We start from the raw sequence: 24,099 nt of genomic DNA, 5'->3' as shown, positions 1-24,099 counted from the left end.
CGGAACGCCGATTCGTCGAACGGATCGGGGTTTCGGCCGTTTCGTTTGGCGGTGCCGCGCGGCTATCGACGCGCTACACCGAAACAAGTGTCAGACCGGCGTGCTCGCGCGAATCACAGTTTCCGCATGTCGGCCATATCGCGCGCCCGCGCGACGGCGTCGCTACAATGACGTATTGAATCCAACGATCCCCGATTCCATCGATGTCGAACCCGAATCCCGCGGCGCCGCGCGCGCCGATGCTGTCGACCGCCGAGGCGCTCGCCGCGCTGCTCGATGCCGCGAAGCCGTTGCCCGGCGCCGAAACCGTCGCCACGCTCGACGCGCTCGGCCGCGTGCTGACGGCCGACGTGAGCTCGCCGCTCGACGTGCCGCCGATGCATACGAGCGCGATGGACGGCTATGCGGTGCGCGTCGCCGATCTGCTGCATGGCGAGCGGCGTTTGCCGGTGTCGCAGCGTATTCCGGCCGGTCATCCGGCCGCGCCGCTCGCAGCCGGCACGGCCGCACGGATCTTCACCGGCGCGACGGTGCCGCCGGGCGCCGACGCCGTCGTGATGCAGGAACAGACGTCGGCCGACGGCGATGCAGTCGAGATCCTGCACACGCCGAAGGCCGGTGAATGGATCACCGCGCAGGGCGCGGATATCCGGCAGGGCTCGGTGATCCTGCCCGCCGGCACGCGGCTCACGCCGCAGGCGCTCGGCCTGGCCGCCTCGGTCGGCTGTGCGCAGTTGCCGGTTGCGCGGCGGATTCGCGTTGCGGTGTTCTTCACCGGCGACGAACTGACGATGCCGGGCGAGCCGCTGAAGCCCGGCGCGATCTACAACTCGAACCGCTTCACGCTGCGCGGGCTGCTGGAGCGGCTCGGCTGCCACGTGACCGACTACGGGATCGTGCCCGATTCGCTCGCCGCGACGCGCGACACGCTGCGCGAGGCTGCACGCGATCACGACGTGATCCTGACGAGCGGCGGCGTGTCGGTCGGCGACGAGGATCACGTGAAGCCGGCCGTCGAGGCCGAAGGGCGGCTCGCGCTGTGGCAGATCGCGATGAAGCCCGGCAAGCCGCTTGCGTACGGCGCGGTGCGCCGTGGCGACGAACGCCCCGATGCGCACTTCATCGGGCTGCCCGGCAACCCGGTGTCGAGCTTCGTCACGTTCCTGCTGTTCGTGCGGCCGTTCCTGCTGCGCCTGTCCGGCGTGCGCGACGTCGCACCGCGCGCGCTGTCGCTGCGTGCCGACTTTTCGCAACACAAGGGCGACCGGCGCAACGAATTCCTGCGTGCGCGCGTCAACGCGGCCGGCGGCCTCGACCTGTTCCCGAACCAGAGCTCGGCCGTGCTGACGTCGACGGTGTGGGGCGATGGCCTGATCGACAATCCGCCGCAGCACGCGATCAGCGCCGGCGAGACCGTGCGTTTCATTCCGTTTTCCGAACTGCTGTCGTAACGCGACGGCTTCCCGAACCATGAAGATTCAACTGAAATTTTTTGCAAGCGTACGCGAGGCACTGGGTGTTGCCGACGAGCAGGCCGACGTGCCGGACAGCGTCACGACCGTGGGCGATGTCCGCGCGTGGCTACGCGTGCGCGGCGGGGCGTGGGCCGAGACACTCTCGGAAGGGCGCGCACTGCGCATGGCGTGCAATCACGAAATGACCGATCCCGACACGCGGCTCACCGAAGGCTGCGAAGTCGCGTTCTTTCCGCCGGTGACGGGCGGGTGAGGTGCCGGCGATGGCAACGGTACGAATCCAGACCGACGACTTCGACCTGAACGCCGAGGTCGCGGCATTGCGTGCGCGCAACCCGAAGATCGGCGCGGTCGCGTGCTTCGTCGGCACGGTGCGCGACCTGAACGAAGGCGATTCGGTGGCCGCGATGGAGCTCGAGCACTATCCGGGGATGACCGAGAAGGCGCTCGAGAAGATTGCCGCCGAGGCCGGCCGGCGCTGGCCGGGCATCGACGTCGCGATCGTGCACCGCGTCGGCAGGCTCTTGCCGCTCGACCAGATCGTGATGGTCGCAACGGTGGCGTCGCACCGCGGCGATGCGTTCGCGTCGTGCGAGTTCGTGATGGACTACCTGAAGACCGAAGCGCCGTTCTGGAAGAAGGAAAAGACGCCGGATGGCGAGCGCTGGGTCGATGCGCGCAGCACCGACGATGCCGCGCTCGCGCGCTGGGGCATCGAATCGGGCAATACGCGGCGCTGAGCACAGCGTCAGGGGCGTGCGGCGCTATGCCGCATAAGCGCCAAGCGTCGCGCGTGACGGCTGCCCGTTACGCGTCCGGATCGCTGCTGCGCCCGATGATCTTCGTCGGAAACGGCTCGCCGCGGGCACGCGACGGCAACGCGTGCGGATCGTCGCCTGCATCGCGACGGCGCGGCGCGATCGCGTCGAGCAGCGCCTGCTGCTCGGGCGGAATCGGGTAGTCCCAGCCGAACCGGCTCAACTGGAGGCTCTGCGCGATCCGCAGCGCCGGCTCCATGAAGCGGATCGCCGCGGGCGGCGCGTAGCGCGTCTCGACGGTCTTCAGGAACAGCGACAGCCAGCGGCTGAAATGGGCCGGCTCGATCCCGTCGAGCGGCTGGTGCGCCTGCTGCACGTTGCCGCGATAGCCCTTGGTGCCGAGCACGAGGCTCGACCAGAACGTGACCATCTTCGGCAGGTGGTCGTCCCAGCGGCCGGCCAGCTTCGCGTCGAACACGGGCCCGAGCAGCGGATCGGCGCGCACGCGGTCGTAGAACGCGTAGACGAGATCGCGGATGTTCGCTTCGGTCGGCTCGGTGTCGCGTGGGCGGGCCGGTGCGGTATCGGGAGAGGCGGGCAGGACGGTCATGGCAAAAGGGCCGGCAGAAATAGGCAACGACAGGGGCGGCGCGGGCATCGAGTAGGACACCGGCCGAATTTTGACGCAAAATAGCGTCCAACACCCCTGAAAAACGTGTAAGTGTCACGCATCTTATTGCGCGCGCGCCATCCCGGCAACCCGGGGCCGCGGAGCAGGGCCGTCAGCCGGCCTCGTGCGCATCCCGGTCGGCCCGGCTCACGTCATCGGGGCACGATCGATTTTTTCCGTATTCGCCCATGAGACTCACCGACTACACCGACTATTCGCTGCGCGTGATGCTGTACCTTGCCGTGCGCGGCGAGGGGCTCGCTACGATCCAGGAGATCTCGGACGCCTACGGCATCTCGAAGAACCATCTGATGAAAGTCGTGCAGCAGCTCGGCGAGCTGGGGTGGGTCGACACCGTCCGCGGTCGCAATGGCGGGCTGCGGCTGTTCCCGGAATCGTTGCAACTGACCGTCGGCGAGGTCGTGCGTGCGACCGAGAGCGATTTCGCGCTGGTTGGCTGCTTTTCGGCCGAGGGCGAATCGCGCGGCTGCGTGATCGAGCCGCATTGCCGGCTGAAGGGCGTGCTGGCGGCCGCGCGCGATGCATTTTTCGCCGAACTCGACCGTCACACGCTCGGCGAACTGATCGAGCCCGCTTCGCCGCTCGCCGCGTTGCTCGGCATCCACCCGGTCGTGCGCCTGCGCGCCGAGCCTTTGCCGGAAGACGCACCAGCGTCCGTCGAGCCGCCGTCGACGGCCGGCTGATACGCGCTCGCCGCGCGTCTCGATCCGGCCATGGCCCGTGCCGGGGCCGCTTCAAGGTTATCCATCGATTTTTGCGCTGAATCAACCCGAATTTCGCTTGAAAGCCGCATAACCATCCTCATCTTGGTGGTAATCGAAAATTGGAGGTCTCGACTAAATGAGAATCGACAAGCTCACCACCAAGTTCCAGGAAGCACTCGCGGACGCGCAAAGCCTCGCGGCAGGCCGCGACAATCAATACATCGAACCCGTTCACGTTCTCGCGGCGCTGGTCGCGCAGCAGGACGGTTCAGCCCGCTCGCTGATGTCGCGCGCGGGCGTTCACATTCAGGCGCTGCAAGGCGCGCTGAACGAGGCCATCTCGCGCCTGCCGCAAGTGACGGGCACGGGCGGCGACATCCAGATCGGCCGTGAACTCGCCGGGCTGCTGAACCAGGCCGACAAGGAAGCGCAGAAGCTCAACGACACGTTCATCGCGAGCGAGATGTTCCTGCTCGCCGTGTCCGACGACAAGGGCGATGCCGGCAAGCTCGCCCGCCAGCACGGCCTCACGCGCAAGGCGCTCGAAGCCGCGATCGCCGCGGTGCGCGGCGGCTCGCAGGTGCACAGCCAGGACGCGGAAAGCCAGCGCGAGGCGCTGAAGAAATACACGGTCGACCTGACCGAGCGCGCCCGTGCGGGCAAGCTCGATCCGGTGATCGGCCGCGACGACGAAATCCGCCGTTCGATCCAGATCCTGCAGCGCCGCACCAAGAACAACCCGGTGCTGATCGGCGAGCCGGGTGTCGGCAAGACGGCGATCGTCGAAGGGCTCGCACAGCGGATCGTCAACGGCGAAGTGCCCGAGACGCTGAAGGGCAAGCGCGTGCTGTCGCTCGACATGGCCGCACTGCTCGCCGGCGCGAAATATCGCGGCGAATTCGAGGAGCGCCTGAAGGCGGTGCTCAACGACATTGCGAAGGACGAAGGCCAGACGATCGTCTTCATCGACGAAATCCACACGATGGTCGGCGCGGGCAAGGCCGAAGGCGCGATGGATGCGGGCAACATGCTGAAGCCGGCGCTGTCGCGCGGCGAACTGCACTGCATCGGCGCGACCACGCTCGACGAATACCGCAAATACATCGAGAAGGATGCCGCGCTCGAGCGCCGCTTCCAGAAGGTGCTCGTCGACGAGCCGAGCGTCGAGGCGACGATCGCGATCCTGCGCGGGCTGCAGGAGAAGTACGAACTGCACCACGGTGTGGACATCACCGACCCGGCGATCGTCGCCGCGGCCGAGCTGTCGCACCGCTACATCACCGACCGCTTCCTGCCGGACAAGGCCATCGACCTGATCGACGAAGCCGCTTCGAAGATCAAGATGGAAATCGATTCGAAGCCCGAAGAGATGGACAAGCTCGACCGCCGCCTGATCCAGCTGAAGATCGAGCGCGAAGCCGTGAAGAAGGAGCAGGACGAAGCGTCGCAGAAGCGCCTGCAGCTGATCGAGGAAGAGATCGAGCGTCTCGGCCGCGAATATGCGGACCTCGAGGAAATCTGGACCGCCGAGAAGGCCGCGGTGCAGGGCAGCGCGCAGTTGAAGGAAGAGATCGAGAAGGTGCGGGCGGACATCGCGCGGCTGCAGCGTGACGGCAAGCTGGAGAAGGTTGCCGAGCTGCAGTACGGCAAGCTGCCGCAGCTCGAGGCGCAGCTGAAGCAGGTCACGCAGGCCGAAGAGCAGGAGCAGCACAACCCGACGCGGCCGCGCCTGCTGCGCACGCAGGTCGGTGCGGAGGAAATCGCGGAAGTCGTGTCGCGTTCGACCGGGATCCCGGTGTCGCGGATGATGCAGGGCGAACGCGAGAAGCTGCTGCACATCGAGGAAAAGCTGCACGAGCGCGTGGTCGGCCAGGACGAGGCGATCAGCGCGGTGGCCGACGCGATCCGTCGTTCGCGCGCCGGTCTCGCCGATCCGAACCGTCCGTACGGCTCGTTCCTGTTCCTCGGCCCGACCGGTGTCGGCAAGACCGAGCTGTGCAAGGCGCTGGCGTCGTTCCTGTTCGACTCGGAAGAGCACCTGATCCGCATCGACATGAGCGAGTTCATGGAGAAGCACAGCGTCGCGCGGCTGATCGGCGCGCCGCCGGGCTATGTCGGCTACGAGGAAGGCGGCTACCTGACGGAAGCCGTGCGCCGCAAGCCGTACAGCGTGATCCTGCTCGACGAGATCGAGAAGGCGCATCCGGACGTGTTCAACGTGCTGCTGCAGGTGCTCGACGACGGCCGCATGACGGACGGGCAGGGGCGCACGGTCGACTTCAAGAACACGGTGATCGTGATGACGTCGAACCTCGGCTCGCAGGTCATCCAGGCGATGACGGGTGCGCCGCAGGAAGAGATCAAGGACGCCGTGTGGCTCGAGGTGAAGCAGCATTTCCGCCCCGAGTTCCTGAACCGGATCGACGACGTCGTCGTGTTCCATGCGCTCGACCGCAGCAACATCGAGTCGATCGCGAAGATCCAGCTCGCACGCCTGCACGATCGGCTCGCGAAGCTCGACATGGCGCTCGACGTGTCGCCGGCGGCGCTCGAACAGATCGCGAAGGTCGGCTACGACCCGGTGTTCGGTGCGCGGCCGCTGAAGCGCGCGATCCAGCAGGAGATCGAGAACCCGGTCGCGAAGCTGATCCTCGCGGGCCGCTTCGGTCCGAAGGACGTGATCCCGGTCGACGTCAACGACGGCCAGTTCGTGTTCGACCGCGTCGTTCACTGATCGCAGGCCTTCGGCCGCCGCCCGGTTCGCGCCGGGCGCGCAAAAACAAACACCCCGCCTCGGCGGGGTGTTTGCTTATGGCGCGTCGCAACGACGCAGCGCGTCAGCCCTGCTTGTTGCCGCCGAACATGCCGGCGATCTGCGACAGCGAGCCGAGCACGTTCGACGGGTCGACCTGTGCCTGGCCATCGGCCGGCACTGCACCGTCCGGCGTCGCGTGGTTGACGACGTGCGGCAGCACTTGCGCGAGGACGGTCGAGGCCATCGACGGATCGACACCGAACTTGCTCGCGAGCGCACCGATCGCGTCCGAGCCGAGCACGTTCTGCAGTGTGTCCGGCGAGATCGGCTGGTTCTGGCCGGTGCCGACCCACGAGCCGATGATGTCGCCGGCGCCGCCGGCCTTGAACTTCTCGATCAGGCCATTCAGGCCGCCCGGCTGGTTGTTGATGAATTCGAGCGCGGTCGTGATCAGCGCGCTTTGCGAGTTGCCGCCGGCCTGGCCGCCGAGCAGACCGCCAACGATGTCGAGGAGACCCATGGTTCTTCACCTTTACCGATAAGGGCGCCACGCCGTGGGCGCCCGTTGAACGAATGCCGCGCGCACGCCGTCGCGCGCGCGGCGCACATCAGGCGCCCGACGCCGCGGCGGCGGAGGCTGCCTTGTCCTTCTTGCTTTTCTTCTTCGAACCCTTCGTCGCTTTTGTCGACGACGCGGCGGCCGGTGCGCTCGCACCCGCATCGGCGGATGCCGCCGCTGCTGCGGCCGCTTTTTCCTTCTTCGTCATGCGCTTGGCCTTGGCCGGTTTCGCCGCCGTATCCGGCGCGCTTGCCGCCGGTGCCGCCGGTGCCGGCGCGGTGGCCGTCGTGCCGGCCGTCGCGGTCGTGGACGTCGACGCCGTGCCTGCCGACGTCGTGGCCGACGTGGTAGCCGATGTCGTCGCGGCCGGCTTCGACAGCTTCACGCCCTTCGGCGGCGTCGACGCGCCGCCGATCGTCAGGCCGTTTTCCTCGAGATGCCCGACCGACTTCGTGCCGAGGCCCTTGACGCGATTCGCGAGATCGTCCGCGTCCTTGAACGGGCCGTTCTTGGTGCGTTCGTCGATGATCGCCTTCGACTTCACGGGTCCGAGACCCTTTACGGACTCGAGCGCGGCCTGGTCAGCCGTGTTGACTTCGACGGCCGCGGCAAGGCCTGCGGCGAGCGACAGCGATAGCGCGACGAACAGCATCAGCAGCTTTTTCAGCATGGCAAAGGCTCCCTGGTTCTGACGGATGAATGGCTGTTGCAACGGACGGCGGCGTGACGCCCGGCCGGGCGTCGCCGTTAAGCATAGGACAAATGCGTGCCCTTTTTAAGACAGGCTGACCGAATCTTGCTGAAGGCTTGCGGCGCTGTAAAGACCGAAACCTGCGCCGGGCGGCGGTTTTGACCATTCTTTACGGTGTCGCCGGGGTGTCGCCGATGATCGTCGTACTGGCTGTTCGATAGCGCTTGACTTAGAGTGAACTCTAACTCCTAACCTTGTTCCTGCCATGTCGAAAACCGTAACCCAACCTTCCTCTGCCTCTGCCGGTCCGCTGACGATCGGCCAGGTCGCCGAAATGACCGGTCTGTCGACGCATACGCTGCGGTACTACGAGCAGGCCGGCCTGCTGCGCGCGATTTCGCGCACGGCGGCCGGGCACCGGCTCTATGCGCCGGCCGACCTGGACTGGCTGGCCTTCGTGATGCGCCTGAAGGCGACCGGCATGCCGATCGCGCAGATGCAGGCGTTCGCGGCGCTGCGCGCGCAAGGCGAGTCGACCTTCGGTGCGCGGCGCAGCCTGCTCGTCGCACATCACGAGGCAGTGCGCGCGCATATCGCGGAGCTGCAGGCGAGCCTCGATGTGATCAGCGACAAGATCGTGAACTATGAGGCACAGGAGCGGGAGATGGCACGACGGGCAAGACCTTCTCACTCTCTATCGGAACAGGACGGACACAATGGAACGACTCGTTGAAGACCGCTACACGCGCGGCTGGAACAAACTGAAGGAAATCGACGGCGAAGTGGGCGAGCGCGTGATCGCGGCGCTCGCGCCGATCGCGCCGGACTTCGGGCGACTCCTGGTCGAATTCAGCTTCGGCGACATCTACAGCCGGCCGCAGCTCGACCTGAAAGCGCGCGAGATCGCGACGATCGCGGCGCTGGCCGCGCTCGGCAATGCGCAACCGCAGCTGAAGGTGCATATCGAGGCCGCGCTGAACGTCGGCTGCACGCGCGACGAGATCGTCGAGGTGTTCATGCAGATGGCCGTGTACGCGGGGATGCCGGCCGCGCTCAACGCGCTGTTCGCCGCACATGAAGTGTTCACGCGGCGCGATGAAGCGGCCGGCAACGCGGCGGACGCGAACGAAGCGGCCGGGCAGCCCGCATGACGAAGCGCGCGCCGGCGCGTCACGCGCGGTGCGGCGCGACGATCCGGTGCTTCGCGATGCGCCGGTACAGCGTCGCGCGCGAGATGCCGAGCGCCTGCGCGGCCGCGTCGGGCCGCCAGCGATGCGCGGTGAGCGCCGCGACGATGCGGCCGCGTTCGTCGTCGGGCAGCGTGCCGGGTACGACGCCGCCGAGTTGCGCGGCGATCTCGGCCGGCAGATCTCGCCGCGTCACGCGCGCGGCGTCGCACACCGCGCACGCATAGCGCAGCACGTTGCGCAATTGCCGCACGTTGCCGGGCCACGGATACGCGGCGAGCTGTTCGGCGAGCGTCGCATCGAGCGTCAGCACGTGGCCGGTGGCCTGCGCTTCCTCGGCGAATACGGCGGCGATCACGTCGCGCACGTCGGCACGCTCGCGCAGCGGCGGCAGTTCGAACGTCGCGCCGCTCAGCCGGTAGTAGAGGTCCTCGCGGAACGTGCCGTCGGCCACCATGCGTGCGAGATCGCGGTGCGTCGCGCAGATCACGTCGAGATCGACGCGCACGGGCGTATCGCTGCCGAGCGGCACGACTTCGCCATCGGCGAGCACGCGCAACAGGCGCGTCTGCAGCGCGAGCGGCATGTCGCCGATTTCATCGAGGAACAGCGTGCCGCCGTCGGCGAGCGCGATCTTGCCGCGTGCGCCATGCTTGCGTGCGCCGGTGAACGCGCCGGCCGCATAGCCGAACAGTTCGCTCTCGATCAGCGCTTCCGGCAGCGCGCCGCAGTTGACCGCGACGAACGGCCGCGCACGCCGCGCGCCGGCATCGTGGATCGCACGCGCGAATACTTCCTTCCCCGCACCGGTTTCGCCGAGTACGAGAATCGGCAGCCGCTTGCTTGCGACACGCAGCGCGAGTTCGGCCTGCTGCGCGATATGCGCATCGCTGCTGTGCAGAAACGGCGTCAGCGCGCCGACGTGGCGTTGCGCGCTTCCCGGGCGGCGCGAGGCCGTGCCGGGCTCGCGGCCGGTGCGCCGTAGCGGCGCACGCAGCCGCGCATAGAGCGGCGCGCCGGTCGCGCGCAGCCGCAGCGCGACGATCGCATCGAGCCGCGCGGCATCGCGCAGCGGCATCTCGGTCGCATCGAAGATCTCGTCGATATGGCGCGGTTCGCGCAGCGCCGGCAGCGCGTCGCGCGCCTGCCGGTTCGCGGCGACGATGTTGCCGCATTCGTCGAACGCGATCAGCCACTCGGGTTGCGCTTCGACGTAGTGACGATTCGGATGCCCGAACAGGATCCAGTGCTGCGTGGTGCTGTGCACGAAGTAGCCGTCCTCGATCAGCGCCGCGCTCTGCCGCACGAGCTGATAGACGAGACGCTGGCTGTCGCGGCCGTCGGGCGAATGAACGGCCGACGCGTCGAGCACGCCGATCAGCTCGCCGCCCGGCGAGAAGATCGGCGCCGCGCTGCAGGTGAGCGTCGTGAACGCCGCGCGAAAGTGATCCGTCTTGTGCACGGTGATCGGCGCGAGATCGGTCAGCACGTTCGCGACACCGCAGGTGCCTTCCTCGCTTTCCGACCAGCACGAGCCGATGTGCAGCCCCGCATGGCGGAAGTCGTTACGGCGCTCGCGGTCGATCCGGTAGTCGATCGTCACGCCGTGCGCGTCGGTCAGCATCACGCAGTAGTCGGCGACGCGGATCATGTCGTGCAGCCGCGTCAGGCACTGGCCCGACGCGCGCAGGAAGGCCTCCTCCTTGTCGCGCACTTCGCGCAGCTCGGCCGCGGTCAGCACGCGCGGGCCGATCGACGAAGCGGGGTCGAGGCTGTAACGCTCCAGCGACCGCTGCCACGACGACACGAGGCGCGTGGAGTCGGCCGGCGCGGGCAGGCGTCCGGCGAGCGCGCCGAGCACGCGGTCGGCGTGCTGGGTCTGGGGGACGGCGTAGGGCATGGTCGGCTCCGGTTCCGTACGGCGGGGATGCGATGTTCTTGTAGCACATCCCGTTCGACGGATCACATTGCATCGCAGCACGCGGCGAGCCTGAGACGTTCGTCTCACGGTATCGGGGGCTGTCTCGTGTCGTTGAGACGCGTTCATGTGCGACAGGCGGAGACCGTCCGGCATGACGCGGCCTGCGCGGCACCGCGATATGGCGGGGTTTGCGGGCAGGGCGGTGCGCTTGCGCCGGCGTCGCGGCGGCCGTTTCGTCGTATCGACGCGGTGAGACGAGCGGGCCGAATGGCCGCGCGCGCCGTCCTTCCCGCGGCGATTCCGGAACACCGGCATCCCCGTCGCGTCAGCATTCACAAGGGTTTCACGTTCATCGCACGCAGGGTGGCACGCCGCTTGCAGAGATCACGGGCAAGTCGGCGCGGTCGCGTCGACGACGATCCGCCGCCCGGCGATGGCAGCGGACGAGACAGGCAGAGTCGCGGCACGCCAACGCGCCGCGACAGGCCAACTGGATGGAGACGAACCCGTGACGATGCCCGTTACCGTCGGCGTGATCGCGAACCCCGCATCGGGGCGCGACATCCGCCGCCTCACGACGCATGCCTCCGTGTTTCCGACGGCGGAGAAGGCGAACATGATCGTGCGCCTGCTGGCCGGCCTCGGCGCGATGGGCGTCGAGCGCGTGCTGACGCTGCGCGACCGGACGGGCATCGCGACGCTGCTGCTGCGTGCGATCGACACGCACCGTGCGGTCGCGCCGCACGAGCGCTGGCCCGAGGTCGAATTCGTCGACCTGCCGATCACCGACACCGTCGCCGATACCCAGGCCGGCGCCGCGTACCTGCACCGGATGGAAGTCGCGCTGATCGTCGTGCTCGGCGGCGACGGCACCCATCGTGCGGTTGCCGCGCACTGCGGCGCGACGCCGCTCGTCGCGCTGTCCACCGGCACCAACAACGCATTTCCCGAGCATCGTGAAGCCACGGTCGCCGGCGTCGCGGCAGGACTCGCCGCGACCGGCGCGGTGCCGGCCGAAGTCGCGTTCACGCGCAACAAGCGGCTCGTCGTGCGCTGCGTGGCGGGCGCGCAGCCGGGGCGCGAGGAGATCGCGCTCGTCGACGTATGCGCCGCGCGGCAGCGCTTCATCGGCGCCCGCGCGATCTCGGGGTCCGCCGACATCGATTCGCTGTACCTGACATTCGCGGAACCGGACGGGATCGGTCTGTCCGCGCTCGGCGGCGCGTGGGCGCCGCTCGAACGCAGCGCGCCGCACGGGCTTGCGATGCGCTTTGCGGCCGATGGCGAGACCGCCGGCACGCCGCTCGTCGCGCCGATTGCACCGGGCCGCGTGGACCGCGTCGTGATGCGCAGTTGCGAGCGACTCGAGCCGGGTGCGTGGCAGACGATTCCGTTCGAGCACGGCACGCTCGCGTTCGACGGCGAGCGCGAGATCGAGGTCGCGCGCGGCGATCGCTACGAGATCTCGCTCGACTGGTGCGGGCCGTTGACGGTCGACGTCGGGCGCACGCTGCGCTACGCGTCGTCACGCCAGCTGCTGCGCGATGCCGGCGAGTGGCGCTATTGAGCAATGCTTTACCGAGTGACATTTCGACATCCATAACGATCGACAAGGAGACATCGCCATGACAGCCCCACTCGAAGGACAGGTCGTCATCGTCACGGGCGGCGCGCGCGGCATCGGCCGCGGCATTGCCCTGACGCTTGCCGGTGCGGGCGCCGACATCCTGCTGGCCGACCTGCTCGACGACGCACTCGACGCCACCGCGCGCGAGGTACGCGCGCTCGGCCGCCGGGCGGCGGTTGCGAAGGTCGACGTCACGCAGGCCGCGCAGGTCGACGCGATGGTTGCGCAGGCGCTCGCCGACCTCGGCCGGCTCGACATCCTCGTGAACTGCGCGGGCGTGATCAGCATTCATCCGGTCGGCGAACTGACCGAGCGCGACTGGGATGTCGTGATGGACGTGAACGCGAAGGGCACGTTCCTCGGCTGCCGGGCGGCGCTCGCACCGCTGAAGGCGCAGGGCCGCGGCCGGATCATCAACGTCGCGTCGATCGCCGGCAAGGAGGGCTTTCCGAATCTCGCGCATTACAGCGCATCGAAATTCGCGGTCGTCGGCTTCACGAACGCGCTTGCGAAGGAGGTCGCGCGCGACGGCGTGACCGTCAACGCGATCTGCCCCGGCATCGTGCGGACGTATATGTGGGACCGGCTGTCCGACGAATGGAAGACCGACGGCGAATCGGTCGAGGAATCGTGGCAGCGGCACCAGTTGACGCTGATTCCGCAGGGCCGCGCGCAGACGCCGGAGGACATGGGCCGGCTCGCGCTGTTCTTCGCGACGATGGACAACGTGACGGGCCAGGCCGTGAACGTCGACGGCGGCTTCACGTTCCACTGACGGCCGCCGGCCGTGCAATCCGTCGCCGCGGCCCGGCCGCGGCGGCATTCGCAGTCAGACCTACTCAGGAGACACACATGACCGCTTCGACACAGCTCAGCAGGGACAAGCTGCTGGACGCCTACCGGCTGATGCGCACGATCCGCGAATTCGAGGAGCGCCTGCACGTCGAATTCGCGACCGGCGAGATTCCCGGCTTCGTTCACCTGTATGCGGGCGAGGAGGCGTCCGCGGTCGGCACGATACTGCACCTCGGCCTCGACGACTACGTCGCGACCACGCACCGCGGCCACGGGCATTGCATCGCGAAGGGCGTCGACGTGCACGGGATGATGGCCGAGATCTACGGCAAGAAGACGGGCGTCTGCCACGGCAAGGGCGGCTCGATGCACATCGCCGACCTGTCGATGGGGATGCTCGGCGCGAACGGGATCGTCGGCGCGGGCGGCCCGCTCGTCTGCGGCGCGGCGCTCGCGGCGAAGCACAAGAATACCGGCGGCGTCGGCGTGTGCTTCTTCGGCGACGGCGCATCGAACCAGGGCGTGATCTTCGAATCGATGAACCTTGCGTCGGTGTGGCGGCTGCCCGCGATCTTCGTGGCCGAGAACAACGGCTATGCGGAAGCGACGTCGTCGAGCTGGTCGGTCGCGACCGACAACATCGCCGATCGCGCGAACGGGTTCGGGATGCCGGGCGTGATCGTCGACGGCTTCGACTTTTTCGCGGTACATGAAGCGCTCGGCGAAGCCGTCGAACGCGCGCGCAATGGTGGCGGTCCGACGCTCGTCGAGGTGAAGTTCACGCGCTATTTCGGCCACTTCGAAGGCGATGCGCAAACCTATCGCGCACCGGGGGAAGTGCAGAAGCTGCGCGACGAGAAGGACTGCCTGAAGCATTTCGAAACGCGCGTCGTGCGGGCCGAGGCGCTGACGACCGCCGACCTGCGCGCAGTCGATGCCCAGGTGAAGGCCCTGATCGACGATGCGGTCGCGCAGGCCAAGGCCGCGCCGGTACCCGACGCCGCCGACCTGCTGACCGACGTCTACGTGTCGTACCCGTGAGCGCGGCCTGATACCGCAGCCGGCACGGCGAACCGAACATTCCAGGAGACAGACATGGCAAGGAAGATCACTTATTCGCAGGCGATCAACGAAGCGCTCGCGCAGGAAATGGCGCGCGACGACAGCGTGATCGTGATGGGCGAGGACAATGCAGGCGGCGCGGGCGCGCCGGGCGAGGACGACGCGTGGGGCGGCGTGCTCGGCGTGACGAAGGGGCTGTTCCACAAGTTTCCGGGCCGCGTGCTCGATACGCCGCTGTCGGAGGGCGGCTACATCGGCGCGGCGGTCGGTGCTGCCGCGTGCGGGATGCGGCCCGTCGCGGAGCTGATGTTCATCGATTTCATGGGCGTGTGCTTCGACCAGATCTTCAACCAGGCCGCCAAGTTCCGCTACATGTTCGGCGGCAAGGCCGTGACGCCGGTCGTGATCCGCGCGATGTACGGCGCAGGCCTTCGCGCGGCCGCGCAGCATTCACAGATGCTGACGTCGCTGTTCACGCACATTCCTGGGCTGAAGGTCGTGTGCCCGTCGACGCCGTACGACGCGAAGGGGCTGCTGATCCAGGCGATCCGCGACAACGATCCCGTGATCTTCCTCGAACACAAGCTGCTTTATACCCGCGAAGGCGACGTGCCGGAGGAGTCCTATGCGATTCCGTTCGGCGAAGCGAACGTGATGCGCGACGGCGACGACGCGACGATCGTCACGTACGGCCGGATGGTGCATCTCGCGATGGACGCGGCCGCGAAGCTCGCGAAGGACGGGATCCAGGTCGACGTGATCGACCTGCGCACGACGTCGCCGCTCGACGAGGAAACGATCCTCGAAAGCGCGGAGCGCACCGGACGCGTGGTGGTCGTCGACGAAGCGAACCCGCGCTGCTCGATCGCGACCGATATCGCCGCGCTCGTCGCACAGCGTGCATTCCACGCGCTGAAGGCGCCGATCGGGCTTGTGACCGCGCCGCATACGCCCGCGCCGTTCGCGAGCGTGCTGGAAGACCTGTATATCCCGTCCGCCGATGCGATTGCGCAGGCGGTCCTGAAGACGAGGAGCTGACACGATGTCGATTCACATGATCACGATGCCCAAGTGGGGGCTGTCGATGGAGCAGGGGCAGGTCAACGGCTGGCTGAAGGCGCTCGGCGAACGCGTGACGAAGGGCGACGAAGTGCTCGACGTCGAGACCGACAAGATCTCGTCGGGCGTCGAATGCGCGTTCGACGGCACGCTGCGCCGGCAGGTCGCGCAGGAAGGCGAGACGCTGCCGGTCGGCGCGCTGCTCGGCGTCGTCGCGGCCGCCGACGCGAGCGATGCCGACATCGACGCGGCGATCGCCGAATTCCAGCGCGATTTCGTGCCGAGCGCGGCGTCCGACGAAGCCGCGGGCCCGCAGCCCGAGAAGGCGCAGATCGGCGGCCGGACGGTGCGCTTCCTGAAGCTCGGCGAAGGCAGCGGCACACCCGCCGTGCTGATCCACGGCTTCGGCGGCGATCTCAACAACTGGCTGTTCAATCACGCCGATCTCGCCGCGCACCGGCCGGTGTGGGCGCTCGACCTGCCCGGTCACGGCGAGTCGGGCAAGGCGGTCGAGACGGGCAGCCTCGATGAACTGGCCGACGCGGTGCTCGCGCTGCTCGATGCGAAGGGCATCGACCACGCCCACCTGATCGGCCATTCGATGGGCGGTGCGGTCGCGATGGCGGCGGCCGAGCGCGCGCCGCAACGGGTCGCGTCGCTGACGCTGATCGCGAGCGCGGGGCTCGGCACCGACATCAACCGCGCTTACATCGACGGCTTCGTCGCCGGCAACAGCCGCAATACGTTGAAGCCGCACCTTGGCGCGCTGTTCGCGGACAACGCGCTGGTCACGCGGCAGCTCGTCGAGGATCTCGTCAAGTACAAGCGCCTCGAAGGCGTGCAGGCCGCGCTGGAGAAGATCGCGCATGCCGCGTTCGACGGTGCCGCGCAGCGGCGCGTGTTCCGCGACCGGCTCGCGACGCTTGCGCCGCGCACGCTCGTGATCTGGGGCGAGCACGACCAGGTGATCCCGGCGCAGCACGCGCAGGGCTTGCCTGACGGCGTGCGTGCCGAGGTGATCGCCGGCAGCGGGCACATGGTGCAGATGGAGGCGGCCGCCGACGTGAACCGCCTGATCGTCGCGTTTCTCGGAGACTGACGATGGCCGCCGCGCTCGAACGACCCAGCCTTACCGCGCTCGGCCAGCCGGGCGCGAGAAGCCGTGACAAGCTCGCGCGCATTCCGGTGCGCGTCGAGCCCGCGGCCGGTGCGGCGTTGCCGAAGCCGCCGTGGCTGCGCGCGCGGCCGATGATGAGCGCGGCGGTCGCCGACATGGCGGCCGTGCTGCGCGATCATCGGCTGCATTCCGTCTGCGAGGAGGCGATGTGCCCGAACATCGGCGAATGCTTCGCGCAGCGCACGGCGACTTTCATGATCATGGGCGGCCTGTGCACGCGGCGCTGCCCGTTCTGCGACGTCGCGCACGGCCGTCCCGAACCGCTCGATCCCGACGAGCCCACGCGGCTGGCCGATGCGGCCGCGGCGCTCGGGCTGCGCTACGTCGTGATCACGTCGGTCGATCGCGACGACCTGCGCGACGGCGGCGCCGCGCATTTCGCCGCATGCATCGCGGCGGTGCGCGCGAGCGTGCCGGGCATCGGCGTCGAAGTGCTGACACCGGACTTCCGCGGCCGCGTGGCCCGCGCACTCGATGCACTGTCGACGGCCTGGCCCGACGTGTTCAACCACAACATCGAGACGGTGCCGTCGCTGTATCGCGCGGCGCGGCCGGGCGCCGACTATCGCGGCTCGCTCGAACTGCTCGCGCAGGCGAAGCGGGCACGGCCGGAGTTGGTGACGAAATCGGGGTTGATGCTCGGCCTTGGCGAGTGCGACGACGAAGTGCGCGACACGCTGCGCGACCTGCGTGCGCATGACGTCGACGTGCTGACGCTCGGCCAGTATCTCGCGCCGTCCGCGCACCATCTGCCCGTGCGGCGCTACGTGAGCCCCGACGCATTTGCCGCGTGGCGCGACGAGGCGCTGTTGCTCGGTTTCAGGGAAGTCGTCGCCGGCCCGCTGGTGCGGTCGTCGTATCACGCGGCCGACGTGCTGGAGGAGACGTAGCGGGCGGCGCGTCAGGCGGACGTGGAAGCAGCGGCGTGCGCACGACTGACGCGGCGCAGGTACAGCACGAGCCCGGCGCCCGCGAGCATCAGGCTGATCGTGTTCGCGAACCAGAAGCCGCGCGCGCCGGTCAGCCATGCGGGCGCGATGCCGCCCACGTCGAAACCGAGCACGTAGCCGCCGCTGAGCCCGACGCCCCACAGCGCGACCGCATAGATCACGGTCGGCACGACCGCGACCTTGTAGGCGCGCAGCACGAACGCCGACGTGACCTGCAGCGCATCGAAGACGTGGTAGCACGCGACGATCGCGACGAGCGGCATCGCGGCCGCGGCGACGGCCGGGTTCGGCGTATAGCCGCCGATGATCAGCGGGCGCAGCACGAACACGAGCAGGCCGTAGGTCGCGGCGATGCCGCACGCGAAGATCACGCTGTGCCGGCCGAGCAGCCGGGCTTCCTCGGGCCGTCCGGCGCCGAGCGCGCGCGCGACCAGCGTCGACGCCGCCACGCCGATCGACAGCGGCGTCATGTACAGCACCGCGCCGATGTTGCCGGCGATCTGGTGGCCGGCGAGCGTCGTCGTGCCGAACTGCGCGATGAACAGCGCCATGCACGTGTACGACGTGACCTCGATCAGGTACGACAGGCCCATCGGCACGCCGAGTTTCAGGATCGCCTTCTGGCGCTCCCAGACCGGCCAGCAGAAGCGCGAAAAGATCGCGAGCGGCGCGAACACGTCGAGCTTCGCGAGCAGCGTGTAGCCGATCAGCGCGAGTGCCCAGTTGATCAGCGTGCTCGCGAGCCCGCAGCCGGGGCCGCCGAGGGCCGGCACGCCGAACCCGCCGAAGATGAACCACACGTTGAGCGGGAACTTGAGCAGCAGCGCGCCGATCTGCAGGATCATCGCGAGGCGCGGCTTGCCGGCCGCGTTGGTCAGCGCGTTGTAGATGCGGAAGACGAGGCTGGCGGGCAGCCCGTACGACAGGACGCGCAGATAGTCGACGGTGCGGTCGTGCAGCGCGGCAGGCGTGTGCGCGACGCGCAGCAGCGGTTCGGGAAAATGCAGCAGGAGAAAGCCGGGCACCGCGAGCAGCAGTGCGAGCCACAGCGCCTGGCGCACTTCCTCGCCGATCTCGGCATAGCGCCGCGCGCCGTACAGCTGCCCGGTGATCGGCTGCAGTGCGGACAGGATGCCCGTCAGGCCGATATAGATCGAGATGTAGATCGACGAACCGAGCCCGAGCGCGGCGAGATCGACGGCCGAGTAGCGCCCGACCATCGCGGTGTCGATCACGCCGAACGCGATGATCGCGAGCTGGCCGACGAGCACCGGCCATGCGAGACCGACGATCCGGCGGATGTCGCCAAACATCGTCAATCGGCCGGCTGGCGGCGCGGCGGACGCCGCTTGACGGGCGTCTTCGGCCGTTCGATGCGCTCGTACAGGCGGAAGCGCTCGTCACGGTCGGCGGCGCGGCGGCCTTCCCACACGAGACGCCACACGTATTGCGACATCGAGCTCGGCTCGCCGAAGTCCGAGCGGTCCTGGCGCAGGATCACGTCGCAGTCGCCGGAGAAATCGAAGCGCATGTTGCCGAAATACGCGAAGGTCGCGATCTGCGCGTCACCGAGCCGTACCGGCGAGATGCACTCGTAGTCGGACGGCAGATGCACCGCGATCTGCTGCGCGACGTCGCGATAGGTCCGGCCGTAGTTGACGATCGGCAGCCATAGCGTCATCAGCAGCACCCACATCAGCGTGGTGCCCGCACCCGACAGCACGACGCTGCGCCACAGCACTTTCGGCTGCCGCGAGATGCGCCAGCGCACCAGGAAGCACCAGCACACGGTGGCGATCACCGCGCAGATGAACGACAGGATCTTGAAGTGCGGCTCGTAGCCGGGCACGAGGCGGGCGAGGTTGCGCGCGAGCGGATGCGGGAAGCCGGTGATCGATGCGAGCCACACGAGCCACACGAAGGTGCCGAGAATCGTGAAGCTCAGCACCGCGAACCAGTCGATCGCGTTGATCGCGCCGCGCTTGAGGGTCGGCAGCGCGAACGTCGCGAGCACCGCGAGCGGCGGCAGCAGCAGCATGTACATGCGGTTCGACTGCTGGCTCTGCAGGATCACGAGCGCGACGAGCGGTACGGCGACCGACAGCGGAATCGCGACGTGCGCACGGCGGCGCATGCCGGCCCAGCTCCACCATGCCCAGATGGCGAGCGGCCACGCGGGCCACGTGAACAGCGGCAGGTTCTTCGCCGCATAGCCGAGCACCGCGGTCGGCGGACCGGAAAAGCGCATCAGGCTGCCGTGGATCCACTGGTTGAAGAACCATGCGGCATCGTCGGGCGCCGCGACGAATGCGGCCAGCGGCCACAGCGCGAAGATCGCTGCCGCGAGCGGCACGCCGACCAGCGGCAGGCGCAGGTTGCGCATCTCGGGCGTGACGAGCCACAGCACGGCCGTGCCGGCGAGCAGCGCGACGACCAGCACCGGATTGCCGGATAGCGCGACGAGGCCCATCGCGAGGCCCCACCACAGCGCGCCCTGCATCGGCTTGTCGATGCCGCGCACGATCCCGTAGACGAGCATCGCGATCCACGCGAACTGCGCGAGCTGCGGCGTCGTTTCGTGCCCGCGCTCCGCGAGACCGAAGCAGGCGACGAGCACCAGCAGCGCGCCGTCGGCGAGCGTGCGGCCGTAGTCGCGCGGCTCGGGCTCGCCGCCGAATGCGTACTTGAACGGCTGGACCTCGGCACGCCGGCCGAGCAGGTAGGCCGCGTACCAGACGAATGCACACGCGACGCAGAACAGCACGCCGGTATCGACGCGCGACGCGTTGCTTGCGTCGACCCACGGGCCGAGGCCGCGGATCGACAGCGCGCCGAGCCAGTAGCCGAGCGGCCCGTCGGTCGTGATGAACTTGCCGACCAGGTTCGGCAGCAGCCAGTCGTGCCAGCCGCCCTTGGCCATCGTCCACATCACGCCAAAGCCTGCCGCGTCCTCGTTCTTCCACGGGTCGCGGCCGAACAGGCCGAACGCGGCGTAGACGAAGCAGAGCGTGAGCAGCAGCCAGCGCGGCAGCGCGCGCGTGGCGGAGGCGGTGAGACGGACGACAGGCTTCATGCAGATGAGCGATTTGTTATGGGCGGGTGGCCGGCGCGGATGCGCGCGGTCGAGCCGGTTTCGAGCATCCGGCATTGTAGACGCGCCCGCTGTTGCGCGTCAGGTCGATGCCCGGGCGCCGGCTGGCGCCTGCCGGGCGAGCAGAGACAAAAAAGGGCAGCCTGGGCTGCCCTTTTGTGCGGTACCGGTGCAATGCAACCACCGGATGCAGTGCGAAGCTTACTTCGCCTTGCCGCTGGCGCGAACGCCGAACTTGTTCTTGAACTTCTCGACACGGCCTGCCGTGTCCATGATCTTTTGCTGACCCGTGTAGAACGAGTGCGATTCCGACGACACTTCGATCTTGGCGAGCGGGTAGGTCTTGCCGTCGAGTTCGATGTTTTCGCGCGTCTGGATCGTCGAGCGCGTGATGAACTTGAAGCCGTTCGACATGTCTTGGAAGACGACTTCGCGGTAGTTCGGGTGGATGCCTTCTTTCATGGTCTTTCCTTGGTGAGAGCGGTAGCCAACCCGCCGCTTGCCGTGCCGGAACGCGCACATTGCGCAAACCAGACGACGCCAAGCCCGGCGCGAGCCACTTGCCTAAGGTCGAAAAACGGCGATTATGCCAGAAAATCAGATGGTTGACGAATAATTTTCACGGTGCGTCGAGCGCGCCGGTGCCGGCCGGATCCTGCCGGTAGTAGCGCGCGAGCAGCCGGTACAACTCCGGAAATTCGGACTCGAACGCCTTCGGCCGGACGAACAGCGCTTCACTGCATACCGCGAAGAATTCCGACGGATGGTCGGCGGCATAGGGATCGATCAGCGAGTCCCGCTCGAAGCGTGCCCACGCACGGTCCGGCACCGCGTCGACGCGCGCGCAGAACTGGTCGTACGCGTGCTCGAACACGTCGGCCCAGGCCTGCGCATCGAGGTGGGGCGCGTGCCAGCGGCGAAATAGGGGCGGATAGCCATCGGCCGCGCCGTTGACCATGTCGATCTTGTGCGCGAACTCGTGGATCACGACGTTGTACGCGTCGTGGCCGTCCGTCATCTGCGCGTCTTCCCAGGACAGGATCACGGGGCCGCCTTCCCAGGCCTCGCCGCTTGCGTCCTGCTCGACTTCGTGCACGACGCCGTCCTCGTCCTGCACCGTCTTGCGTATCACGAATTCGCCCGGATACACGACGACGCCGACCCAGCCGTCATACAGCGACAGATCGAGATTCAGCACGGGCAGGCAGGCCTGCGCGGCGATCGAGACGATCATCGCGTCGGTCAACTCGAGCCCGTGCGCGGTCGAGAACGATTTCTTCGCGACGAACAGGCTCGTCAGTTCGCGCAGCCGGCCGAGCGCGTCGGGCGGCAGTGCCGCAAGGAACGGCAGGCGCTCGACGGTTTCCTGCCACAGCGCGTCGGAGATCGGGTGGCTGCGCAGCGCGCGGTCGCGGCGGCGGTCGTCGAACCAGCGGGTCAGTTTCGAGAGCATGAAGGCGGCTCGCGGAAATCCAAAGCCTGTCTTTTAACTCAATCGATCTCTTTTTGCCATGCCGCAAAAAGGCCGCCGACGAGCGCCACGCCCGCCAGGAAGTAAAAGCCGTCGAGCGACGCGAGGAACGACGCCTGTTGCGCGACCATGCGCGCGATCGACGCGATCGCGAGGCCGTGCGCCTCGTTCAGCGCATGGCCGGCGGCGGCATAGCTGTGCGTCAGCGCATCGACGGTCTGCTGGAACAGCGGATCGAACACGTTTGCACGCTCGACGAGCCGCGTCTGGTGCACGGCCACGCGGTGCTGTTCGACGATGATGACCGACGACGTCGCGAACGAGATCGTCAGTTGCCGCACGATGTTCTTCAACCGGTAGCCGTGCGTATATTCGTCGATCGCGAAGATCCGGAATGTCAGGTTGGCCACCGGCAGCACGATGAAGAGCAGCAGCAATCCGCGCAGCAACAGCGGGACGATCAGCGCGGCTTCGCCGACCTGCGGCGTCATCCGCGTCATCCACAGCGCGGCCGTGATGGCGATCGCGAACCCCGGCACGACGAACCACTTCTTGTGCGTGACGAATTTCGCGTAACGCAGGTACGCGAACAGCGCGGTGGCTGAAATCAGCGACATCGTGCCCACCAGCCGCCCGGCGTTCTCGACCGGATAGCCGAGCCCGCTTTCGAGAAAACGCGACGTCAGGTAACTGAAGCCCGTCGACTCGTAGTAATAGAACATGTAGAGCAGCAGCCCGACCTGGAACGTCCGTTCGCGGAACGCGTGCAGGCGCACGAGCGGCGTCGGATGATGCCACTGGTGATACGCGAACCACGCAAGCGCGCCGATCCCTGCGATCGTCAGCAGGATCAGCATCGGCGAGCCGCTATAGAGCTGGTAATGCACCTGCTGCAGCACGATCTGCAGCGCGCCTTGCGCGAGCGCGAACACGACATACGGCCAGAAGTGTCCGGAGCCGCGTTCGTCGTCGGGTGTCCGGCCCGAATCGGGCAGCGTGAGCAGCGCGAGGATCGCGAACGCGATGCCGGCCGGCGCCGAGCACGCGAACAGCGCGCGCCACGTCGAATGTGCGACGAGCAGGCCGCCCACGATTGGCGCGAGCGCGCTGCCGAGCAGGATCATGATCAGGAACGCGCGTGTCGCGGGCGGCCGTTCCTGCGGCTTGAAACTGATCTGGATCAGGATCCGGCACGCGCCCATCATCGGGCCGATGAAATAGCCCTGAAAGCCGCGCGCGAACGCGAGCTCGAGCGACGTGTCGGCGAGCGCGGCCGCGATCGCGCCGAACGAGAACATCAGCATGCAGCCGGCGACGTAGCGGCGATGGCCGAGCCGGTCGACCCACCATTGCTGCTGCAGGATGCCGAGCACGGCGGTGACCGCGTAGGCGCTCGACGACCACACGAGTTCATCGGGCGATGCGTTGATGCCACCCGCGATGTAGCTCGCGAAGAACGAGAAGATCGCGTTGTCGAAGTAGTCGATGCCGGTAACGAGCGCGAGCGCCCACGGGAACAGGTCCGCGCGCAGGTTCGCGCGGCTCCACAGTGGCGAGCGACCGGGCATCGCGCTCACTCGCGCGCCTTGCGCGTGCGCCGCGTGCCGGCTTCGGCCTGCCGCTGCGCGATCAGTGCATCGGCGTTTTCGCCGGCAAGACGCCGTTCGACGTAGTCGATGTCGTGCTGCAGTTCCTTGCGCAGCGCGACGGCTTCCTTCAGTTCGCGCTGGACGGCCGCGATCCGCCGGTCGAGCGTGTCGACCTGCTCGGCAAGGCCGGTCCGGATGTCGCGCAGCGACGCGTCCGAATAGCGGCGCCGGCCGTCGCCCGTTTCTTCCAGCGGGCGCTTCAGCATCTCGGTGATGCCATGCAGCGAGAAACCGAGCGCGCGCAGCCGCAGGATGCGGGCGAAGCGCTCGAGGTCGGCCTCGTCGTACAGGCGGTAGCGGCCTTCGCTGCGCGACGGCGTGACGAGCCCGCGCTCTTCGTAATACTTCAGCGTGCGCGGCGTGACGCCGAGCCGTGACGCCGCATCGCTCACGGTCAGCAGCGGGGTGGAGGTGTCATTCGGCATCGGGAGGACGAGGGGGTTCGGACGATGACGCGATTATAGATCAACCTGTACG

23 protein-coding genes are annotated in these 24,099 nt (G+C 67.9%); 13 read left to right on the top strand and 10 right to left on the bottom strand.

Translation table 11 applies throughout. The features are described 5' to 3' along the window. Positions 1-203 precede the first annotated feature (203 nt). From CFB45_RS10710 to CFB45_RS10700, 3 genes are read left to right on the top strand one after another with little or no spacing between them, the layout of a single operon-like run. On the top strand, positions 204-1,451 hold the full coding sequence (locus CFB45_RS10710) for a molybdopterin molybdotransferase MoeA (RefSeq protein WP_089425582.1): 1,248 nt from the start codon (positions 204-206) through the stop codon (positions 1,449-1,451). 19 nt (positions 1,452-1,470) lie between these two features. Then, positions 1,471-1,728 (top strand): molybdopterin converting factor subunit 1, encoded by a 258-nt coding sequence (gene moaD, locus CFB45_RS10705; protein WP_089425581.1) that lies wholly within the window; start codon positions 1,471-1,473, stop codon positions 1,726-1,728. 10 nt (positions 1,729-1,738) lie between these two features. Beyond that, on the top strand, positions 1,739-2,215 hold the full coding sequence (locus CFB45_RS10700; RefSeq protein WP_089425936.1) for a molybdenum cofactor biosynthesis protein MoaE: 477 nt from the start codon (positions 1,739-1,741) through the stop codon (positions 2,213-2,215). Positions 2,216-2,282: 67 nt separating this feature from the next. On the opposite strand, the gene CFB45_RS10695 is transcribed toward CFB45_RS10700, so the two are convergent. Then, on the bottom strand, positions 2,283-2,843 hold the full coding sequence (locus CFB45_RS10695; RefSeq protein ID WP_089425580.1) for a group III truncated hemoglobin: 561 nt from the start codon (positions 2,841-2,843) through the stop codon (positions 2,283-2,285). 248 nt (positions 2,844-3,091) lie between these two features. On the opposite strand from CFB45_RS10695, the gene CFB45_RS10690 reads away from it, so the two are divergent. Then, positions 3,092-3,607 (top strand): Rrf2 family transcriptional regulator, encoded by a 516-nt coding sequence (locus tag CFB45_RS10690; protein ID WP_089425579.1) that lies wholly within the window; start codon positions 3,092-3,094, stop codon positions 3,605-3,607. A gap of 157 nt (positions 3,608-3,764) precedes the next feature. After that, the gene (gene clpB / locus CFB45_RS10685) at positions 3,765-6,362 is read left to right on the top strand and encodes an ATP-dependent chaperone ClpB (RefSeq protein WP_089425578.1); all 2,598 of its coding nucleotides are present in this window, start codon (positions 3,765-3,767) and stop codon (positions 6,360-6,362) included. 103 nt (positions 6,363-6,465) lie between these two features. Here the strand turns inward: clpB and CFB45_RS10680 are convergent, their stop codons facing one another. Together CFB45_RS10680 and CFB45_RS10675 are read right to left on the bottom strand one after the other, a co-directional pair. Next, on the bottom strand, positions 6,466-6,903 hold the full coding sequence (locus tag CFB45_RS10680) for a YidB family protein (protein ID WP_069248127.1): 438 nt from the start codon (positions 6,901-6,903) through the stop codon (positions 6,466-6,468). 88 nt (positions 6,904-6,991) lie between these two features. Then, complete coding sequence (locus CFB45_RS10675; protein ID WP_089425577.1) at positions 6,992-7,612, bottom strand: ComEA family DNA-binding protein; 621 nt, start codon at positions 7,610-7,612, stop codon at positions 6,992-6,994. Positions 7,613-7,898: 286 nt separating this feature from the next. On the opposite strand from CFB45_RS10675, the gene CFB45_RS10670 reads away from it, so the two are divergent. Next, complete coding sequence (locus CFB45_RS10670) at positions 7,899-8,366, top strand: MerR family transcriptional regulator (RefSeq protein WP_089425576.1); 468 nt, start codon at positions 7,899-7,901, stop codon at positions 8,364-8,366. Further along, entirely contained in the window at positions 8,350-8,784 is a 435-nt protein-coding gene (locus CFB45_RS10665) for a carboxymuconolactone decarboxylase family protein (RefSeq protein ID WP_071334593.1), read from the top strand. The genes CFB45_RS10670 and CFB45_RS10665 overlap by 17 nt, the downstream gene beginning before the upstream one ends. Positions 8,785-8,803: 19 nt before the next feature. On the opposite strand, the gene CFB45_RS10660 is transcribed toward CFB45_RS10665, so the two are convergent. Next, complete coding sequence (locus tag CFB45_RS10660; RefSeq protein ID WP_089425575.1) at positions 8,804-10,720, bottom strand: sigma-54-dependent Fis family transcriptional regulator; 1,917 nt, start codon at positions 10,718-10,720, stop codon at positions 8,804-8,806. A gap of 529 nt (positions 10,721-11,249) precedes the next feature. On the opposite strand from CFB45_RS10660, the gene CFB45_RS10655 reads away from it, so the two are divergent. The 6 genes from CFB45_RS10655 (at position 11,250) to lipA (ending at position 17,351) form a co-directional block, all read left to right on the top strand. Further along, complete coding sequence (locus tag CFB45_RS10655; RefSeq protein ID WP_089425574.1) at positions 11,250-12,308, top strand: ATP-NAD kinase family protein; 1,059 nt, start codon at positions 11,250-11,252, stop codon at positions 12,306-12,308. Positions 12,309-12,366: 58 nt separating this feature from the next. Continuing rightward, a complete protein-coding gene (locus CFB45_RS10650; RefSeq protein WP_089425573.1) occupies positions 12,367-13,143 on the top strand; it encodes an SDR family NAD(P)-dependent oxidoreductase in 777 nt (258 codons plus the stop codon). Between the two features lie 77 nt (positions 13,144-13,220). Beyond that, positions 13,221-14,204 (top strand): thiamine pyrophosphate-dependent dehydrogenase E1 component subunit alpha, encoded by a 984-nt coding sequence (locus CFB45_RS10645; protein ID WP_089425572.1) that lies wholly within the window; start codon positions 13,221-13,223, stop codon positions 14,202-14,204. A gap of 54 nt (positions 14,205-14,258) precedes the next feature. Then, a complete protein-coding gene (locus CFB45_RS10640; protein WP_060372406.1) occupies positions 14,259-15,263 on the top strand; it encodes an alpha-ketoacid dehydrogenase subunit beta in 1,005 nt (334 codons plus the stop codon). Between the two features lie 4 nt (positions 15,264-15,267). Continuing rightward, positions 15,268-16,383 (top strand): acetoin dehydrogenase dihydrolipoyllysine-residue acetyltransferase subunit, encoded by a 1,116-nt coding sequence (locus tag CFB45_RS10635; protein WP_089425571.1) that lies wholly within the window; start codon positions 15,268-15,270, stop codon positions 16,381-16,383. 2 nt (positions 16,384-16,385) lie between these two features. Further along, positions 16,386-17,351 (top strand): lipoyl synthase, encoded by a 966-nt coding sequence (lipA, locus tag CFB45_RS10630; RefSeq protein WP_089425570.1) that lies wholly within the window; start codon positions 16,386-16,388, stop codon positions 17,349-17,351. 11 nt (positions 17,352-17,362) lie between these two features. Here the strand turns inward: lipA and CFB45_RS10625 are convergent, their stop codons facing one another. The 6 genes from CFB45_RS10625 to CFB45_RS10600 form a co-directional block, all read right to left on the bottom strand. Continuing rightward, positions 17,363-18,724 carry an MATE family efflux transporter gene (locus CFB45_RS10625; protein WP_089425569.1) on the bottom strand — a complete coding sequence of 454 codons (1,362 nt, stop codon included), beginning with the start codon at positions 18,722-18,724 and terminating at the stop codon, positions 17,363-17,365. A 2-nt stretch (positions 18,725-18,726) separates the two neighbouring features. Beyond that, positions 18,727-20,559 carry an ArnT family glycosyltransferase gene (locus CFB45_RS10620; protein ID WP_089425568.1) on the bottom strand — a complete coding sequence of 611 codons (1,833 nt, stop codon included), beginning with the start codon at positions 20,557-20,559 and terminating at the stop codon, positions 18,727-18,729. A 144-nt stretch (positions 20,560-20,703) separates the two neighbouring features. Further along, positions 20,704-20,964, bottom strand: a complete 261-nt coding sequence (locus tag CFB45_RS10615; protein ID WP_006753671.1) for a type B 50S ribosomal protein L31 — start codon at positions 20,962-20,964, stop codon at positions 20,704-20,706. 157 nt (positions 20,965-21,121) lie between these two features. After that, positions 21,122-21,955, bottom strand: a complete 834-nt coding sequence (locus tag CFB45_RS10610) for a zinc-dependent peptidase (RefSeq protein ID WP_089425567.1) — start codon at positions 21,953-21,955, stop codon at positions 21,122-21,124. Positions 21,956-21,993: 38 nt separating this feature from the next. Beyond that, positions 21,994-23,550 carry an MFS transporter gene (locus tag CFB45_RS10605; RefSeq protein WP_089425566.1) on the bottom strand — a complete coding sequence of 519 codons (1,557 nt, stop codon included), beginning with the start codon at positions 23,548-23,550 and terminating at the stop codon, positions 21,994-21,996. After that, the gene (locus CFB45_RS10600) at positions 23,547-24,047 is read right to left on the bottom strand and encodes a MerR family transcriptional regulator (RefSeq protein ID WP_089425565.1); all 501 of its coding nucleotides are present in this window, start codon (positions 24,045-24,047) and stop codon (positions 23,547-23,549) included. The genes CFB45_RS10605 and CFB45_RS10600 overlap by 4 nt, the downstream gene beginning before the upstream one ends. Between the last annotated feature and the right edge of the window lie 52 nt (positions 24,048-24,099).

It is taken from the genome of Burkholderia sp. HI2500 (genome assembly GCF_002223055.1).
GTDB lineage: Bacteria > Pseudomonadota > Gammaproteobacteria > Burkholderiales > Burkholderiaceae > Burkholderia.
The sequence above is the reverse complement of the archived record's forward strand: the minus strand, read 5'-3'. Positions and strand labels throughout refer to the sequence as shown.